At 72.3% G+C, this 16991-nt stretch carries 17 protein-coding genes; 10 read left to right on the top strand and 7 right to left on the bottom strand.

Annotated features, from left to right (window positions below):
* Window positions 1-279: 279 nt before the first annotated feature.
* The gene (locus OG522_RS13605) at window positions 280-2451 is read right to left on the bottom strand and encodes a prolyl oligopeptidase family serine peptidase (protein ID WP_329463235.1); all 2172 of its coding nucleotides are present in this window, start codon (window positions 2449-2451) and stop codon (window positions 280-282) included.
* A gap of 194 nt (window positions 2452-2645) precedes the next feature.
* On the opposite strand from OG522_RS13605, the gene OG522_RS13600 reads away from it, so the two are divergent.
* The 8 genes from OG522_RS13600 (at window position 2646) to OG522_RS13565 (ending at window position 10175) form a co-directional block, all read left to right on the top strand.
* Window positions 2646-2840: a DUF2304 family protein gene (locus tag OG522_RS13600; RefSeq protein WP_329463234.1), complete on the top strand. Its 195-nt coding sequence runs from the start codon at window positions 2646-2648 to the stop codon at window positions 2838-2840.
* 80 nt (window positions 2841-2920) lie between these two features.
* Complete coding sequence (gene mshB / locus OG522_RS13595; protein ID WP_329463233.1) at window positions 2921-3808, top strand: N-acetyl-1-D-myo-inositol-2-amino-2-deoxy-alpha-D-glucopyranoside deacetylase; 888 nt, start codon at window positions 2921-2923, stop codon at window positions 3806-3808.
* Window positions 3805-4209, top strand: coding sequence for a DUF6113 family protein (locus tag OG522_RS13590; RefSeq protein ID WP_329463232.1), 405 nt, complete (start codon window positions 3805-3807; stop codon window positions 4207-4209). The genes mshB and OG522_RS13590 overlap by 4 nt, the downstream gene beginning before the upstream one ends.
* Window positions 4210-4377: 168 nt before the next feature.
* The gene (locus OG522_RS13585) at window positions 4378-6561 is read left to right on the top strand and encodes a hypothetical protein (RefSeq protein ID WP_329463231.1); all 2184 of its coding nucleotides are present in this window, start codon (window positions 4378-4380) and stop codon (window positions 6559-6561) included.
* A 131-nt stretch (window positions 6562-6692) separates the two neighbouring features.
* Window positions 6693-7628 carry an ABC transporter ATP-binding protein gene (locus tag OG522_RS13580; protein WP_329463230.1) on the top strand — a complete coding sequence of 312 codons (936 nt, stop codon included), beginning with the start codon at window positions 6693-6695 and terminating at the stop codon, window positions 7626-7628.
* Window positions 7625-8365 carry an ABC transporter permease gene (locus OG522_RS13575; RefSeq protein ID WP_329463229.1) on the top strand — a complete coding sequence of 247 codons (741 nt, stop codon included), beginning with the start codon at window positions 7625-7627 and terminating at the stop codon, window positions 8363-8365. The genes OG522_RS13580 and OG522_RS13575 overlap by 4 nt, the downstream gene beginning before the upstream one ends.
* Before the next feature lie 71 nt (window positions 8366-8436).
* Window positions 8437-9573, top strand: a complete 1137-nt coding sequence (locus OG522_RS13570; RefSeq protein WP_329467574.1) for a sensor histidine kinase — start codon at window positions 8437-8439, stop codon at window positions 9571-9573.
* On the top strand, window positions 9570-10175 hold the full coding sequence (locus OG522_RS13565) for a response regulator (protein WP_382808114.1): 606 nt from the start codon (window positions 9570-9572) through the stop codon (window positions 10173-10175). Before OG522_RS13570 ends, OG522_RS13565 begins: the two co-directional genes overlap by 4 nt.
* A 15-nt stretch (window positions 10176-10190) precedes the next feature.
* On the opposite strand, the gene OG522_RS13560 is transcribed toward OG522_RS13565, so the two are convergent.
* From OG522_RS13560 to OG522_RS13545, 4 genes are all read right to left on the bottom strand, one after another.
* Entirely contained in the window at window positions 10191-10682 is a 492-nt protein-coding gene (locus OG522_RS13560; RefSeq protein ID WP_329463228.1) for a hypothetical protein, read from the bottom strand.
* 151 nt (window positions 10683-10833) lie between these two features.
* Window positions 10834-11475, bottom strand: coding sequence for a C39 family peptidase (locus OG522_RS13555; RefSeq protein WP_329463227.1), 642 nt, complete (start codon window positions 11473-11475; stop codon window positions 10834-10836).
* Window positions 11476-11526: 51 nt separating this feature from the next.
* Window positions 11527-12357, bottom strand: a complete 831-nt coding sequence (locus OG522_RS13550) for a transglutaminase-like domain-containing protein (RefSeq protein WP_329463226.1) — start codon at window positions 12355-12357, stop codon at window positions 11527-11529.
* Window positions 12358-12376: 19 nt separating this feature from the next.
* Window positions 12377-13384 (bottom strand): GNAT family N-acetyltransferase, encoded by a 1008-nt coding sequence (locus tag OG522_RS13545; protein WP_329463225.1) that lies wholly within the window; start codon window positions 13382-13384, stop codon window positions 12377-12379.
* 141 nt (window positions 13385-13525) lie between these two features.
* On the opposite strand from OG522_RS13545, the gene fdxA reads away from it, so the two are divergent.
* Both fdxA and dapC read left to right on the top strand, forming a co-directional pair.
* Window positions 13526-13846, top strand: a complete 321-nt coding sequence (fdxA, locus tag OG522_RS13540) for a ferredoxin (RefSeq protein WP_003985062.1) — start codon at window positions 13526-13528, stop codon at window positions 13844-13846.
* 109 nt (window positions 13847-13955) lie between these two features.
* Window positions 13956-15077 carry a succinyldiaminopimelate transaminase gene (dapC, locus tag OG522_RS13535; RefSeq protein WP_329463224.1) on the top strand — a complete coding sequence of 374 codons (1122 nt, stop codon included), beginning with the start codon at window positions 13956-13958 and terminating at the stop codon, window positions 15075-15077.
* Window positions 15078-15200: 123 nt separating this feature from the next.
* Here dapC and OG522_RS13530 read toward each other — a convergent pair whose 3' ends face one another.
* Both OG522_RS13530 and OG522_RS13525 read right to left on the bottom strand, forming a co-directional pair.
* Entirely contained in the window at window positions 15201-15653 is a 453-nt protein-coding gene (locus OG522_RS13530) for an ATP-binding protein (RefSeq protein WP_329463223.1), read from the bottom strand.
* 321 nt (window positions 15654-15974) lie between these two features.
* The gene (locus OG522_RS13525; protein ID WP_329463222.1) at window positions 15975-16952 is read right to left on the bottom strand and encodes a hypothetical protein; all 978 of its coding nucleotides are present in this window, start codon (window positions 16950-16952) and stop codon (window positions 15975-15977) included.
* Window positions 16953-16991: the final 39 nt, after the last annotated feature.

The raw sequence follows: 16991 nt of genomic DNA, 5'->3' as shown, positions 1-16991 counted from the left end.
ATTCATGCGTGCGGCGGTGTGCGTCAAGGGTTTTGCGCAGGCCGAGGTGAACTCATCGATTAACTTGGCGGAAGATTTCTTTCTTTGGTGCGGCCGCGTGCTTGACAGCCTTCGGGCAATTGCGGAATCTGATGTTAAATGTCCATCAATTTCCGTAACGTGCACGCAACTTGATCGCCACATCACCGATATGCGGACGCGCCACTCTGGGCACCGTACGGCCGTGCGGGTGCCGTGGGCCGGCCGGGCCGCATCGTGCGTCCCGGCCGGCCGTCGCGCCTACTTCCGGGGGAGCTCCAACGAGCGGCGCAGGAAGTCGACTTGGAGCAGCAGGAGGTTCTCCGCCACCTGCTCCTGCGGCGTCATGTGCGTCACGCCGGTCAGCGGAAGGACCTCGTGCGGGTGGCCCGCGGCGAGCAGCGCCGAGGACAGCCGCAGGGTGTGCGCCACCACCACGTTGTCGTCCGCCATGCCGTGAATGACCATCAGCGGGCGGGCCGGGGCGACGGCCTGCGTCAACTCGCCCGCTGAGACAAGGGAGTTGGCGGCGTAGACGTCCGGATTCGAGGACGGCAGGCCGAGGTAGCGCTCCGTGTAGTGCGTGTCGTACAGCTCCCAGTCCGTCACCGGCGCCCCCGCGATCCCCGCGTGGAAGACGTCCGGCCGGCGCAGCACGGCCAGCGCTGACAGATAGCCGCCGAAGGACCAGCCCCGCATCGCCACCCGGCCGAGGTCCAGCGGGTACGCGCCCGCCAGGCCGTGCAGCGCCTCGATCTGGTCGTCGAGCGCGAGGGTGAAATCGTCCCGGATCGCCTTCTCCCAGGCGGGGGATCGGCCCGGGGTGCCGCGGCCGTCGGCGACCACCACCGCGAAGCCCTGGTCCGCGAACCACTGCGAGGCGAGGTGTGCGTTGTGGGCGGCCAGCACCCGCTGTCCGTGCGGTCCGCCGTACGGATCCATGAGTACGGGCAGCGGCCCGTCCGACTCCTGGTAGTGGGCCGGAAGCAGGACGGCGCACGGGATCCGCCGTGCGCCCCCTTGGGTCAGCCGAAGCCGCACCGCGAGGCGCGGTTCATCGGCGTACGAGGCGATCTTGACCAGTTCCCTGCCGTCCCGGAGCACCCGCACGACCGTCCCCGGCCGATCGGGCCGGGCGGAGCTCAGCACCGTGACCGCGCCGGACCGTACGGCCGAGTGGACTCCGGCACCGTCCGAGACGCGTTCAGTACCCAGCTCATTGACCCGGTACACATGGATCTCGCCGGTCTCGGGAGCACCCGCGGCGGCCGCACTCGCCTTCTCGCCCGCGGACGCGGAGATCAGCACGTCGCTGTCGCCGATGTCGAGCACCGCCCTGACCTGCAACTGCGGCCCGGTAAAGGTCCGGTCGCCCACCGCGAGGACACGCGCCCCGCCCTCATCGGCGATGCGCACGAGACGGCCGTCGGGTGCCCAGGCGGGGCCGCCCGGAAGGAGTTCGAGCCAGTCGGGGTCCTCGTCGACATGCACGGTGCGGGTCGCGCCCGTCTCCGGGTTCACGGCGAGGTGGAGCTGGGTGCGCTGGTCCCGGGACTGGACGAGCAGCAGCGGCGCGCCGTCCGCGGACCAGTGAACCCGGGCGAGATAGGGGTGGTGGGCCCGGTCCCAGACGATCTCGGTGCGGGCGCCGTCGAGGGCGTACAGGAAGAGGCGGACCTCGGCGTTGGGCGTGCCGGCCGCCGGATAGGCGACCCGCGCCGGCTCCTCGCCGGGGTTGGCCGGGTCGGCGATCCACCAGCGGCGCACGTCACTCTCGTCCGCGCGGGCCACGAGCAGCCGGTCGGAGTCGGGACTCCACCAGTGGCCGCGCGAGCGGGACATCTCCTCCGCCGCGATGAACTCCGCGAGTCCGTACGTCACTTCGGGTGACTCGGGCTCGGCGAGCGCCCGGTCGTCCTCGCCCTCCGCGCCGACGACCCGCAGCGCACCCCGCGCCACATACGCCACGTGGCGGCCGTCGGGGGAGGGGCGGGGGTCGAGCACCGGGCCCCGCGCCGGCAGCTCGCGGGCGGTCCCGGCGCGCAGCTCGGCGGTGAACAGCCGCCCGGAGAGGGCGAACGCGGCGAGCTCCACGGCCGCGTCGGTGGCATAGGCGACGATTCCGGCCGAACCCTCCCGGCTGCGCTCGCGCCGGGCGCGCTCCTGTGCGGAGAGCCGTTCGCCGCGTCCGCCGAGCAGCGCGTCCGGGTCGGCCGCGAGCCGTTCCGCGGCGCCCCCTGCCAGGTCGAGCACCCAGAGCCGGTTGCTGCGCTCGGTGCCGCCGGCCGAGCGCAGGAAGACGACCCGCTCGCCGTCCGGCGCGATGGTGAAGGCGCGGGGCGCACCGAGCGTGAAGCGCTGAGTGCGTGCCGAGTGCCGGGGGAAGGAGAGCGCCCCGGGGGCCTCTGGGTGCCTGGATGCGGTGGTCGTCATGAGGGGAACCTAGTCCTCCCCGGTCTGGGCCGCCGGGCGCGCGGTGCGTGCGCCCCTCGTGCGCCTGTGCCCCGATCAATGCGTTCCCACGGAAAGTTATGATCCGTAGCGCTGAGTGGGTATGAACTTGCTGCTGTGTGCGCACTGCTGGGTCCGGCCCGTCCGACCACTGGAACAGATGGAGGTGAACCGCCGTGGCACTCTCGATTTCGGCGGTGGTGCTGCTGGCGATCGTCGTCTTCCTGCTGGTCCGGAAATCCGGGCTGAAGGCCGGACACGCGGTGGTCTGCATGCTGCTCGGCTTCTACCTGGCGAGTTCCTCCATCGCCCCCACCATCAGTCAAGTCACCAGCAACGTGGCCGGGATGATCGGCGGGATCAAGTTCTGAAACAGCCGCCAGGGACCGATCCCGGCCGTAGGCGGGCGGCGCCGAGCGCGGCGGCGGCCCGCGCCTCGTAGGCTGGGCCCATGTCGGATTCCCCCGCCCGCCGTCTCCTCCTGGTGCACGCGCACCCGGACGACGAGTCGATCAACAACGGCGCCACCATGGCCAAGTACGCGGCCGAGGGTGCCCAGGTCACCCTGGTGACCTGCACCCTCGGCGAAGAGGGCGAGGTCATCCCGCCCGGTCTTGCCCATCTCGCCCCCGACCGCGAGGGCAGCCTCGGCGCCCACCGGATCGGTGAACTCGCCGCCGCGATGAAGGAACTCGGAGTCCCGGACCACCGGTTCCTCGGCGGTCCCGGCCGGTTCCGCGACTCCGGGATGATGGGCGTCGAGCAGAACCACCGCGCCGGAGCGTTCTGGAACACCGATGTGGACGAGGCCGCCGCGTACCTCGTGGAGGTGATCCGCTCGGTGCGCCCGCAGGTCCTCGTCACCTACGACCCGAACGGCGGCTACGGGCACCCCGACCACATCCAGGCGCACCGCGTCGCGATGCGCGCCGCCGAACTCGCCGCGGAATCCGGCTACCGCCGCGACCTGGGTGAACCGCACGGCATCGCGAAGATCTACTGGAACCGGGTGCCCCGCCCGGTCGCCGAGCAGGCCTTCGCCGAACTCCACGCCGCGAACCCGGACTTCCCGGGCATCGCCGCCATCGACGACGTACCGGGCGTGGTGGACGAGTCGGGCATCACGGCCGAGATCGACGGCAGCGCGTACGCGGCCGCCAAGAGCGCCGCGATGCGTGCCCACGAGACCCAGATCGTTGTGCGCGGGCCCTACTTCGCGCTCTCCAACGACCTGGCCCAGCCGGTCTTCACGACCGAGTACTACCAGTTGGCGGTCGGCGAGAGCGGCGCCGGGCCCGGTCGGCGCGAGCGCGACCTGTTCGAAGGCGTGGACGCATGAGCGCGGGTACGCGTCCGAACGCCGGGGTGGGCGGCGGCGTCGCACGGATCGCCCTTCACCTCCTCCTCGTTGTGCTCGGGGCGGTCGTCGCGGCGGCCGGAGCGCTGGTCCAGGCCGCCTGGTTCCCCGGCGGCCTGGTGCTGGCGCTGGCCGGGGCCGCCGGGCTCTTCTACGCCGGTACGCAACTGACCGGCGGCCGGGGCGGAGCGGGGGCGCCCGCGGCCGGCTGGCTGGTCGCCGTCATCCTGTTGACCACCTCGCGCCCGGAGGGCGACTTCGTCTTCGGCGCCGGAATCGGGTCGTATGTCTTCCTGCTCGGCGGCATGGTCGCGGCTGTGATCTGTGCCACGGTCGGCCAGTTCGCCCAACCGGGCGGCCCGGCGGCCCGACTTGGCGAGTGACGTGCGCGGGCGTGGCGACGCAGTAGAGGAGGACGGGGCGCGCCTTGTCCGGGCCGCCCCGTACGCGAACGCGGCGGCCAGTATGGTGGTGCGCGCCGCCGAGCCGCCCGTACAGAGGGACCACGTGAACGAGACCGGGTGGCGGAGCCAATCGGGAGTGAACCAGCCTTGAGTCGTGAAACTGACAGTTCGTCCTCCGGCCCCCACGGGCGGGGCGCCGCCGCGTACCCGTCGGGTACCCCGCCGTACGGCACCCCGTCACTCGCCGGTCAGGACGCTCCTGAAGCCGCCGCCGAGCGGGACGAGCCCAAGACCGAGACCACGCTGACGACGCGGATCCGGATCAACATCCCGGGCTCGCGCCCCATTCCGCCGGTCGTGATGCGTACGCCGATGAGCGATGTCGTCAGGCCGCCGGACGCGGAAGGCGTGAGCGAGCGCACCGGTTCGGTGGCCAGACCCGAGGCGCCCGAGGCCGAGCCGGAGGCCGCCGCCGAGCCGCCCGCCAGCAACTGGTTCGCCCCGCGCAAGTCCCCGGCGGCCCCGCCCTCTTCGGCCACCCCGCCGTCCGGCACTCCCCGGCCCGACTTCCCGTACGCCTCGGACGCCTCGAACGGTGCGGGTGGACCGGACGGGGGGCGTGCCACGCCGCCCTCCGGGCCCACCACGGGACCCGTCACCGGGAGCGCCGCCCTGCCGACCAGGCCGGTCGGCAACCGGGCGGGCATGGGGCAGGGCGCCGCGCACTCCCAGAACCAGGGCCGCGGCGCGGGCGGGGGTCAACTGCCCGGCCAGCGGCCCGAGTTGGGACGCGAGTTTGGCGAAGGTGTGCGTCCGGGCGCGGACATGGGGCGTGGCGACGGCTCGCGTCCCGGCATGGATTCCGGACGGGGTGCCGGTTCCGACGGGCTGCGTCCGGGGCCGGATCAGGCTCGCTCGGACGGCTTCCGCCCCGGCCAGGACCCGGCGCGCGGCCAGGACCTGCGTCCCGGCCAGGACCCGGCCCGCGGCGACGGCTTCCGTCCTGTCCCGGGACCGGGCCACAGCGGTGGCACCCACCCCTTCGCTCCCGGCGGCCACGGCACCGGCCCCGCGCTGTCCGACGACACCGCGATCCTCACCCCCCAGGCCCCGGCGCCCAGCCCGTTCGCGCAGTCCGTGGGCAACCCGCTCGCCAACCCCGCCGTGAACCCGGCGGCGCCCGCGCCTGACGGCCAGGTCTCCGGTGACACCCTCACCAGCGGCATCCCGGTCGTTCCGCCGGAGCACCGCGGCGCGTCCTACCCGCCCGGGATGTCCGGTCCCGGCGGTCCGAACCACATGCCGCCCCCGGACCCCGACTTCGCGGAGTCCGAGTCCGCGCCGCCCGCCCCGCCGGCCCGCAGCAGCGCGCCCGCCGCGCCCGCCAAGAAGGGCCGCTCCAAGCTGGCCCTGATCGGCGGCGGCCTGGTCGTGCTGGCCGGTGTGGCGTACGGCGCGGGTCTGGTCCTCAACCACTCCGAGGTGCCCAAGGGCACCACCGTCCTCGGGGTCGACATCGGCGGCGGCACCAAGGAGGAGGCCGTCTCCAAGCTGGACCAGACGCTCGGCAAACGCGCAGCCCAGCCGCTGCACCTCACCGTCGACGGCAAGCAGGAGCAGCTGCGGCCGGAGATCGCGGGCCTCTCGCTCGACAGCCAGGCGACCGTGCGGGCCGCGGCGGGCGCCGACTACAACCCGGTGGACGTGATCGGGTCGCTGTTCGGCGGCAAGCGGGCGGCCGATCCGGTGATCCCGGTGGACGAGGAGAAGCTCGGCGTCGCGCTGTCCGACCTCGCGGGGGCCTCCGGTTCGGCGACGGACGGCACCATCAAGTTCGTACCCGGCAAGGCGGTCCCGGTCCCCGGCAAGGCGGGCAAGGCCCTCGACGTGAACCGCTCGATGATCTCGGTGAAGGACGCCTACCGGACCCAGGTCCAGACCGGCAGGGCGGACGCGGTGGCGCTGCCCGTCTCGATCCGCCAGCCCACCATCACCCAGGCCGAGATCGACCGGGCGATGAAGGAGTTCGCGCAGCCCGCGATGTCCGGGATCATCACGATAAAGGCGGGCGGGAAGCACATCGACTTCGGCCCCGCGAAGTCGCTCCCCAAGATCCTTTCGATGAAGCCGATCAACGGGAAGCTGATCGAGGTCTACGACAAGAAGGCGATCACCGATCTGCTCGGCAGCACGTTCAAGGGCGTCATGATCACCAAGGGTGACGGCCAGAAGCACGAGGTGTCGGCGGACGACGTGGCGCACGCCATGCAGACCGCTCTGCTGGGCAAGGGCGCCCAGCGCACCGTGACGATCGAGCTCAACCCCAGCTGATCCGGACGGCTTCCGCCCCCGCTCCCTCGTGGCGCGGGGGCGGCGTCATGTCCGTACCCATGACATCCGTCATGTTCAAGTCACGACGCCCGCCACTGCCGCCGTGCGGGCCGGTCGGCGAATCTGGATCCATGACGCAGACAGCCCCTCCCGCTGAGCGCACCGCGCAGACCGTGGTGAGCTTCGAGAACGTGCACAAGAGCTACGGCGACGTCCGGGCCGTGTCCGACCTGTCGCTGGCGCTCCACCCCGGCGAGACGGTCGCCCTGCTCGGCCCCAACGGCGCCGGCAAGTCCTCCACGCTCGACCTCCTGCTCGGCCTGCGCAACGCCGACTCCGGTTCGGTCCGCCTGTTCGGCATGACGCCCGCGCAGGCCATCAACGCCGGCAAGGTCGGCGCGATGCTCCAGAGCGGCGGCCTGATGGAGGACGTGACCGTGCGCGAGCTGGTGAAGCTCGGCTGCGACCTGCACCCGCACCCGTACCCGGTGGCCGAGGTCATGGACCGGGCGGGGATCGCGCAGATCGCCGACCGCAAGGTCAACAAGCTGTCCGGCGGCCAGGAGCAGCGGGTCCGCTTCGCGCTCGCCACGGCCGGGGCCAACGACCTGATCGTCCTGGACGAGCCGACGACCGGCATGGACGTCACCGCCCGCCAGGCGTTCTGGGCGACCATGCGCGAGCAGGCGGCCCAGGGCCGTACGGTCCTGTTCGCCACGCACTACCTCGAAGAGGCCGACGCGATCGCCGACCGGGTGCTCGTCCTGCACAAGGGGCGCCTGCTCGCCGACGGCACCGCTTCCGAGATCAAGGCGAAGGCGGGCGCCCGCCGGGTCAGCTTCGACCTGGAGGGCGCCATCGACGAAGCCGCCCTGCGCGGGCTGCCGTTCCTCTCCACGATCGACATCTCGGGCCGCACGGTCCGCATCCAGTCGCACGACGCGGACGCCACGATGCACGCGGTGTACGGGCTCGGTCTCTACCCCCGCAACCTCGAAGTCGCGGGCCTCGGCCTGGAGCAGGCCTTCGTCGCCATCACCTCGGCCGAGGAGGCCAACGCCGCATGAACACGCTGATCAAGCTCGAAATCACCCGCACCCTGCGGAACAAGAAGTTCATGTTCTTCTCGGTGATCTACCCCTCGGCGCTCTACCTGCTCTTCGCGGCCTCGCAGAACGGCACCACCAAGGTCAAGGGCACCGACCTCACCTTCCCCGCCCTGTACATGGTCTCGATGGCGTCCTTCGGCGCGATCACCGCCGTCCTGATGGGCAACAGCGAGAAGATCGCCAAGGAGCGCGAGAAGGGCTGGGTGCGCCAGCTGCGCCTGACCACCCTGCCCGGCCGCGGCTACGTCCTGGCGAAGATCGCCAGCGCCGCCGTGGTGACCCTGCCGTGCATCGTGGTGGTGTTCCTCGTCGCGGCCGGTGCCAAGGGGGTGCGCTTCGAGGCCTGGCAGTGGGGCGCGCTGACCTTCGCCATCTGGGCGGGCTCGCTCTGCTTCGCCGCGCTCGGCGTCGCCATCGGCTACATCGCCAGCGGGGACGCGGTCCGTCCGATCACGATGATCATCTACTTCGGCATGTCGATTCTGGGCGGCCTGTGGATGCCGAGCACCGTCTTCCCGCAGTGGCTTCAGAACATCGCGGAGTGGCTGCCCACGCACGCGTACGCTGCCCTCGGACAGGCCATTGAGCTGGGCAACGCCCCGCACGGCAAGGACCTCGCCATCCTCGTCTTCTACTTCCTGCTCTTCGCGGGCGGCGCGGCGTGGCTGTACCGGAAGGACACCCTGAAGGCGTGAGTGCCGTGAACCAGGGCCACAGGACGGACTCGGTGGCGCGGATCGGGCAGGCTCCCGAGACGCGGCGCCAGATGTGGCAGAAGCTGATGTGGGTCGGCATCTGGCTGGCCTTCATGGGTGCGCCGATCAGCGACCTGCTCGACGGGAACCACACCGCCGTCGCCACCGTGCTCGGCTGGCTGGGCCTCGCCTCCTTCGTCACCGTCTACCTGGCCCTGGTTCTGCGCCACACCGCCCGCCCGCCGGGCAACGTGACGGTCTACAGCCTCCTGGGCGTCCAGGCAGCCCTCGCCGTCTCGCTCTCCCTGACCCTCGGCTCGCCCTGGCTGGTCCTCTTCGTGTACGTGTCCGTCTCGTGCGGCGCGGCCCTGCCGATGGGTCTTGCGAGCTGGGCGATCGTCGCCTCGACCGGCACCATGACCCTGATCGGGGTGCGGGTCAGCCACGTCGGCGACGTGGTGCCCGGCCTCATCATCCCCGCCTTCCTGGGTGGCTTCGCGATGACGGGCGTACGCCATCTGATCCGTACCTCGGTGGAACTGCGCGAGGCGCGCGCCACGGTGGCCCAACTGGCCGCCAACGAGGAGCGGTTGAGGATGGCGCGCGATCTGCACGACCTGCTCGGCCACTCGCTCTCCCTCATCACGCTGAAGAGCGAGCTGGCGGGCCGGATGCTCCCGGGCCACCCCGAGCAGGCGGCCCGGCAGGTGGCGGACATCGAGCAGGTGAGCCGCCAGGCCCTGGTCGACGTACGGGCTGCGGTGAGCGGCTACCGCAGGGCGACCCTGCCCGCCGAACTCGCGGGCGCCCGCATCGCGTTGTGCGCCGCGGGCATCGAGGTGGACCTGCCGGGCGAGGCACCCGAGGGGCTGCCGGCCGCCGAGGAGGAGGTGCTCGCCTGGGTGCTGCGCGAGGCGGCCACCAACGTCGTACGCCACAGCGGCGCCCGGCACTGCCGGGTCACCCTCGGTGAACGCCAGACCCTGGACGGCCGCTTCCTCGAACTGCGCGTCCAGGACGACGGCGAGAGCCGGGCCGCCGGGTCCCCGGCGCCGGTCGCCGGCAACGGCCTGACCGGACTTGCCGAACGCCTGGAAAAGGTGTCCGGCACCCTGGAGACCGCTGCCGACCGCAAGGGATTCACGCTGACCGCGCGCATCCCGCTGATTCCGGGCCCGTCCGAAACCCCTCTAGTATCCGGGACATGATCCGACTCCTGCTGGCCGAAGACCAGTCCATGGTCCGCGAGGCCCTCGCCGCGCTGCTCGGTCTGGAGCCGGACATGGAGGTGGTCGCCCAGGCGGCCCGGGGCGACGAGGTGGTGGCGGCGGCCCGCGCCCACGCGGTGGACGTCGCGCTGCTCGACATCGAGATGCCGGGCATGACCGGCATCGAGGCGGCCGCCCGCCTCAGCCGCGAACTCCCCGCCGTGAAGATCGTCATCCTGACCACCTTCGGCCGCCCCGGATACCTCCGCACCGCCATGGAGTCGGGCGCCGCGGCCTTCCTGGTCAAGGACGCCCCGGCGGCCCAACTGGCCACGGCGGTGCGCAAGGTGCTGGCGGGCGAGCGGGTCATCGACCCGACCCTGGCGGCGGCCGCCCTGGCCGAGGGCGCGAACCCGCTGACCGAGCGCGAACGCGACGTACTGCGCGCCGCGGCGGACGGAGCGACCAACGCCGAACTGGCGACGGCGCTCCGCCTGTCCCAGGGCACGGTCCGCAACTACCTCTCCACGGCCATCCAGAAACTGGCCGTCCGCAACCGCGCGGAGGCGGTCCGCATCGCCCGCGAAAAGGGCTGGCTGTAAGTCGGGGCCCGACGCTCAGCAGCGCACCAGGAGCAGCGTGAAGGCTGAGCAGGTGTGCACCGCCGAGTTGTTGCCCGGGTCGGGGTCGGCCGGGGCCAGATCGACCAGGGCGGCCGTGACCGGCAGGTTGCCGCTCATCGTCAACAGGCCCGCGTGCAGCGTCAGTTGCCTGGTGACGGTGGCGCCCGCGGGGACCGCGCCGAGCGCGCAGACGGCAGTCCGGTTCACCGGGTCGACCGAGCAGCCGGACGCCGAGGGCCGGCCGAACCCGGCCGGGTAGCTGAACCACACCCGGGCGGCGGTGACGGCCGCGGGGCCGGTGTTGGTGACGCGCGCGGTGAATGTGGCGGTGTTGATGCCGATGCCCTGCGGGGAGGCGTCCAGCGCCACGGACAGGTCGGCCTGGGCGGGATCGGCACCGGCCGGGGAGGCCAGGCCCAGGGTGGCGAGGAGGGGGAGGAGCAGCGCGGGGACGATGCGCGAGGCTATGGGTCTGAGACGTGTCAACGGAGCTCCCGTGGTCGGCATGGCATGGCTGGCCACCCCAACAGGCCATAAAAAACGGCGAGTTGATGGCGCGTCAACAGATTGTGACCGCTGCTCGCCGTTCCGGCAGGGTTTTCGGACCGGGAGCTCGGATTGGCCTGATGTGGCGCGTTCAGTGCGCCTCGGCACCGCGCCCGGCCCCGAGTACGACCCCCCGCCCCGCGTAGAACCGGTCGAGGTCGCCCCATCCGATCCGGGCGAACTCCTGTGACTGGCCGTGGAACCCGGACGGGTTGTGGAAGACCAGCGCCTCGTCCGTGACGCCGACGGCGAGGACCAGATGACCGCCCCGGCTCGGCGGGGACGGGGCGAGTTCGCGGATCGAGGGGTGGACGGACAGCATCACCAGATGCCCCGAGGTGATCAGTTGGGCGATCTCCCGCACCGGAAGCTCTGGGCGGGCCTGCGCCTGGAGCCCCCAATGTTCCTGGGCGTACGACGCGAACGGGGCGTAGACCAGACCCTCCAGCCGCTCACCCCGGCGGACGTACGCCCCGGCCGCCACGCACTGGGCCGCGAGAGCCATCGGCGCCGGGGCCCAGCCCCGCCAGTACTCCAGCGCCATCCGCAGACACGCCACCCCGCACAGCCGCCACGACCACCACGCGTACTCCTCGGCGCTCTCGGCCCCGTACGCGCGCCACAGCGGGTCGTCGGCCGCGGAGAGCGAGCCGCCGATGATCGCCTCCACGAGCTCGGGGGAGGCCCACTGGGCGTGGTAGGGGACGGGGTGGACGGTGGCGCGGTCGCTCATGATCAACAGAGCCTAGGCGGTGCCGGAGCGGCGGACGCGGGGCACGCGCCGTCAGTTCAGCATCGCCCGCGCCGCCCTCGCCCGTCGGCGGATCGATTCCGCGGCGGCCGGCTCCACCTGCTCGACGACGTCCGCGTAATGGTCGAGCTCGGCGGCACCCGCGAGGAAGTCACCGCGCTGGACCAGGAGTTGGGCCCGCTCGTAGCGCAGCCGGGCCGGGTGGGAGGGGAGCAGCAGCGACAGGTCCACGGCCCACAGGGCCACGTCGCTGTGCTCCGGGCGGGCCGCCGCCCACGCCCGGATGTTGTTCAGGACCCGCAGGACGATGTCCAGCGGGTCGGCCGGAGCCAGCATCGAATCCTCCAGCGGCGCGCCCGTCGCGCCCGCCACCAGGAGGTCCGCGTCGGCGGGGGTCAGCAGCCGGCCGCCGGTGAAGGGGTCGGCGAGCACCTGCTCCTCGCGGGGGCCGAAGCCCACCACGAAGTGGCCGGGGAGCGCCACCCCGTACACCGGCGCCCCGGCCCGGCGAGCCACCTCGATCCAGACCACCGAGAGCAGGATGGGCAGTCCGCGTCTGCGCCGCAGCACCTCGTGCAGCAGGGACGACTCCAGGCGCTCGTAGTCGGCTTGGCCGCCGCGGAAGCCGCAGCCACCGCCGAGGAGTTCGGCCAGCGCCAGTGCCCAGGCGCGGGAGCCCGTGAGGCCGAAGGGGAGCAGGCCGGCCAGCCGGTCCAGCTCGATGTGGGCGGCGTCGATGCCCCGCTGTCCGAGCGCGGGGTCGGCGACCGCGCCCAGGAGCAGGCAGAGCGTCACCACGTCGGGGCGCTCCGAGCGGGCCTCTTCGGCGAACTCCCGCCGCCAGTCGGCGACTTCCGGATCCATGGCAGCCTCGTACTTCTGGTCAGCTGGTGGGGACGTGCGGGCGGAAGTGGTGGTAGCTGTGGTGCGTCGCGAAACCCTGGCCCTCGTAGAGCGCGCGGGCGCCCTCGTTGTCCGCCTCCACCTGGAGCCAGGCCGCCGAGGCGCCCTCGTCCAGGGCCCGGCGGGCCAGCGCGCACATCACGGCTGTGGCCAGGCCCCGGCGGCGGTGCGCCGGGTCCACCTCGACCGCCATGAAGCCCGCCCAGCGGCCGTCCACCACGCACCGCCCGATCGCGGCCGGCGCCGCCCCGTCGCCGGGCACCGACGCGAACCACACCGACGGGCCGCTGTTGAGGACCTTCAGCACGTGCTCGCCCGGCGTCACCGAGCGCTGGTATCGGCTCAGCCACGCCTCGTCCACCGTGCGGGCGAGCGTCACCCCGGCCACGTCCGCGCCGAGGTCGCCGATGGGCGCGAGCGCCGCGATGCGCACCTCGGCGCTCACCTCGCGCTCCCAGCCCGCCTCTTCAAGATCCGCGCAGAGCCGTTCCTGGGTGCCCGCGGCGCCCGTCGCGACCTGGACGTAGGCGGGCAGCCCGCGCGCCGCGTACCAATCGCGCACGTACGCGAGGGCGTCCGGGAGCGGGATGCCGGGGTCGCCGAGCGGCAGGACCGAGTTCGCGCGCCGGGTGAATCCGGCGGCGGCCCGCAGCGTCCAGAGGCCGAGCCGCTCGCTCTCCACCGGCTGCCAGGCGCGCGCCAGGACCGGCGCCAGTTCCTCGAAGGAGGCGGCCGGGCCGCGGCGGCGGGCGGGAGCCGGGGGAACGACCTTGCCCGCGACCAGCGCGGACTCGTCGATGCGGACCGTCTCGCCGCTCTTTCGTGTGATCGACAGCACACCGTCGTCCCACGATGTGAGCACACCGACCGTGTCGGTGAACAGGGAGCCTGGAGTTCCACTGGAGCTCAGGCGCCGGACTGATACGCGTTTGCCCGTATCAGCCGCCGTAATTCGGACCTCTAGCCGTCCGCCGGTGGTGAATTCCACAGGTCTCTCCGCCCCTCCTGTTCGGATCGCGCCCCGAACCGGAGATACTAGGTGTGGGCATCGACGACGCCGCGCTCCCGCGCGCCACGTGGACGGAGCCGCAGATCGGCCCGCCGCGCCCTATCGAGGAGGAACGACAGCGTGACCTACGTCATCGCGCAGCCTTGTGTCGACGTCAAGGACAAGGCGTGTATCGAAGAGTGCCCGGTCGACTGCATCTACGAGGGCTCCCGGTCCTTGTACATCCACCCGGATGAATGTGTCGACTGTGGCGCCTGCGAGCCGGTGTGCCCGGTCGAGGCGATCTTCTACGAGGACGACACCCCGGAGGAGTGGAAGGACTACTACAAGGCGAACGTGGAGTTCTTCGACGAGCTCGGTTCGCCCGGTGGCGCCTCCAAGCTCGGCCTGATCGAGCGGGACCACCCCTTCATCGCAGCGCTGCCGCCGCAGAACGGCTGATCGCGCTTCCCCCGGTCCCCGTACGGCTCACGTTGCCGTACGGGGCCGCGGTGTTTCCCGGCCCGGCCGCCGCACCGCCTCCGTACGTACGAGAAAGTGAGCCCCTTTCGTGAGCGCAGTGTCCTCGCGCCTTCCCGTCTTTCCCTGGGACAAGCTGGAGCCGTACAAGGCGACGGCGGCGGCCCATCCCGACGGCATCGTGGACCTCTCCGTCGGCACGCCCGTCGACCCGGTTCCGGAGATCGTCCAGCAGGCCCTGACCGGGGCCGCGAACTCGCCGGGCTATCCGACGGTGTGGGGGACGCCCGCGCTGCGGGACGCGATCAAGGGGTGGTTGCAGGGGCGGCTCGGCGCGCGCTCCGTCGAGCACACCAACATCCTGCCGGTCATGGGCTCCAAGGAGCTGGTGGCCTGGCTGCCGACCCAGCTCGGCCTCGGCGCGGGCGACCAGGTCGCCTACCCCCGGCTCGCCTACCCGACGTACGAGGTCGGCGCGCGGCTGTGCGGCGCGGAGGCCGTCGTCTACGACACCGAGACGTTCGCGAGTGACCCCGCGGGCGCCGGGCTCGACCCCACCCGCCTCAAGCTGCTCTGGCTCAACTCTCCGTCCAACCCGACGGGCCGGGTCCTCGCCAAGGACGAGCTCGTCCGCATCGTGGCCTGGGCGCGCAAGCACGGCGTGCTGGTCTTCTCCGACGAGTGCTACTTCGAGCTGGGCTGGGAGGCCGAGCCGGTCTCGGTGCTGCACCCGGAGGTGTGCGGCGGCAGCTTCGAGGGCATCGTGTCCGTCCACTCGCTGTCCAAGCGCTCCAACCTGGCCGGATACCGGGCCGCCTTCATCGCCGGTGACGCGGACGTACTGGGCGAGCTGCTCCAGATCCGCAAGCACGGCGGCATGATGACCGCGGCGCCCGTGCAGGCGGCCACCGTCGCCGCGCTGGGCGACGACACGCACGTACAGGAGCAGCGGGTGCGGTACGCGGCCCGGCGCTCCGCGCTGCGCGAGGCCCTGGTCAAGCACGGCTTCCGCATCGAGCACAGCGAGGCCAGCCTCTACCTGTGGGCCACGCGTGACGAGGGCTGCTGGGAGACGGTGGCGCACCTGGCCGAACTCGGCATCCTGGTGGCGCCCGGCGACTTCTACGGCGCGGCGGGGGAGCGGTTCGTGCGGGTCGCGTTCACGGCGACCGACGAGCGGGTCGAGACGGCGGTCAAGCGGCTCGGGCAGTAGCCCGCGGGCGACCGGCGGTATCCGTACGCGAAGGGGCCCGGGGAGTTCGCGCCGACGCCACTGGTGCATACCAGCGGCATCGGTCCGCGCTCCCCGGGCCCCTTCACATCACCCGAGTCCAGGTCAGCCGCCGACGGGCAGCCCCTTCAGGGGGAGCTGGTCGGTGCTCGGCAGGCCCTGGGTGGGCAGGGCGCCGGTCGGAAGGCCGCCCTGGGTGGCCGTACCGGCGGTCGAGCCGAGGATCTCGCCGGCGCTGCTCGCCGCGTCGCCCGCCGCCTTCTGCGCGACCGGGGTGGCCGCCTTGCCCGCCTGTCCGACGGTCCGGCCCGCGGCGGGCACGGCCCTCTTGACCGTGGCGGCGCCGGTCTCACCGGCCAGGCCGGTGGCCTTCTGCGCCGCACCGTCGAGGGTGTTGCTGACGGAGCTCGGGTCCATCTGGGTCAGGCCGCTCAGGTTGGGGGCGGCCTGGGGCAGGTCCACGGCGCTTGCGGAGCCGGCCGCACCGACCACGGGCGCTGCACCTGCCGCGATGAGCAGCGCGGCGCGGGCGATCCGACGGGTCAGGGGGAGGGACATGATGCTCCTTCAGACGGGTTGGAAGTTTCTGCTGTCCGGTCTCGGACGCAGTGACAACCGCCATTGGGGGAGGAGAAGTTGCGGCGACCCCGAGCAAAGAGTTCGTAATGCGTCGCATTATCTACTGTGGATAAAAACGGGCAAATGAATCCGCTCACGAATCCCTGACGATACGTCAGATCCCTGTGCTCGCAAGGGGATTGACGATTCGGCACCCCGTTGTCCGGACGGGGGTGCGAAACGCTCTACGGGGAATGATGCGGTGCCCCCCATCGAGTGCGCTCCGGAACAGGTGTCCGGTTCCTCGGGGTGTCCGGTTCCTCAGGGGGCGACGGTGATGCGCACTTCGTCCGTGGGGGCGCCCGAAGCGCCTGCGGCGGAACCCGGCGAGGAGGCGGCGGCGTCCGTGGCCGCGGCGGCGGCCGAGGCCCAGCCCTTGGCCGCGTCGTCGGCGCTCCAGACGCGGCCCGCGTAGGAGACCTGCGCGATGTGCAGCGACTCGGCCTGCGCGACCGCCCAGTGCGCGAGGGCCCAGCCGCGCTGCTCCCGGCCGGAACCCGCGCCACTGGCGCCGTCGGTGACCCGGACCGGCACCGCGACCTCCTGGCCGGCGCCGTCGGGCTGGCGCGCGTCCACCACGCCCTCGCCGAACGCCCGGGTCAGATCGGTGCGCACCCGCGCCGGGTCGCCCGGCTGCGCGGTCTTGGCCACCGTGCAGGTCAGTGACGCGGACTCGCGCCCGGTCAGCGCGTCCATCAGCACCGTGGCGTCCGGCTCGTGCTTCGCGTACGCGTCCGGGAAGCCGCTGTGCTGCACCCGCTGCGCCGCCACCGTCAGCGGAAGCCGCGAGTAGTCCGGGACTTCGGCGAGGTGCTTGTAGAACTTCCCGGCCGAGTAGACCGGATCCATGATCTGCTCGGCGGTGCCCCAGCCCTGCGAGGGCCGCTGCTGGAACAGCCCGAGCGAGTCCCGGTCGCCATGGTTCAGATTGCGCAGGCCCGACTCCTGGAGCGCGGTGGCGAGCGCGATCGTCACCGCCCGCTCCGGCATCCCGTGCGAGATGCCGACGGCGGTGATCGTCGCGGCGTTCTGCGCCTGCTCCGGGCTCATCCCGAACGTGGCGCCGTCACCGTCACCCGTGCCCGCCACGCATCTCGGCGCGCCGGGGCCCCCGCTGACGTACTGAACCACCAGATATCCGGCGATCGAGAGCAGTACGACGAGAGCCGCGGTGATGCGCAGGAGGCGGCCGCGTCGCTTGGGGCGCGGGAGGTCGATGGGCTCGGACACGGTGCCCACCGTACTGGAGCGTCCTTCGCCGACCGGAGGTGGAGTTAG

Source organism: Streptomyces sp. NBC_01431 (genome assembly GCF_036231355.1).
GTDB lineage: Bacteria > Actinomycetota > Actinomycetes > Streptomycetales > Streptomycetaceae > Streptomyces.
The sequence above is the reverse complement of the archived record's forward strand: the minus strand, read 5'-3'. Positions and strand labels throughout refer to the sequence as shown.

Bases quoted from the DNA above. Each gene is read 5' to 3' on its own strand.
- OG522_RS13605 (WP_329463235.1), bottom strand. From the start codon at position 2,451: ATGACGACCACCGCATCCAGGCACCCAGAGGCCCCCGGGGCGCTCTCC.
- mshB (WP_329463233.1), top strand. From the start codon at position 2,921: ATGTCGGATTCCCCCGCCCGCCGTCTCCTCCTGGTGCACGCGCACCCG.
- OG522_RS13590 (WP_329463232.1), top strand. From the start codon at position 3,805: ATGAGCGCGGGTACGCGTCCGAACGCCGGGGTGGGCGGCGGCGTCGCA.
- OG522_RS13580 (WP_329463230.1), top strand. From the start codon at position 6,693: ATGACGCAGACAGCCCCTCCCGCTGAGCGCACCGCGCAGACCGTGGTG.
- OG522_RS13575 (WP_329463229.1), top strand. From the start codon at position 7,625: ATGAACACGCTGATCAAGCTCGAAATCACCCGCACCCTGCGGAACAAG.
- OG522_RS13570 (WP_329467574.1), top strand. From the start codon at position 8,437: ATGTGGCAGAAGCTGATGTGGGTCGGCATCTGGCTGGCCTTCATGGGT.
- OG522_RS13565 (WP_382808114.1), top strand. From the start codon at position 9,570: ATGATCCGACTCCTGCTGGCCGAAGACCAGTCCATGGTCCGCGAGGCC.
- OG522_RS13555 (WP_329463227.1), bottom strand. From the start codon at position 11,475: ATGAGCGACCGCGCCACCGTCCACCCCGTCCCCTACCACGCCCAGTGG.
- OG522_RS13550 (WP_329463226.1), bottom strand. From the start codon at position 12,357: ATGGATCCGGAAGTCGCCGACTGGCGGCGGGAGTTCGCCGAAGAGGCC.
- OG522_RS13530 (WP_329463223.1), bottom strand. From the start codon at position 15,653: ATGTCCCTCCCCCTGACCCGTCGGATCGCCCGCGCCGCGCTGCTCATC.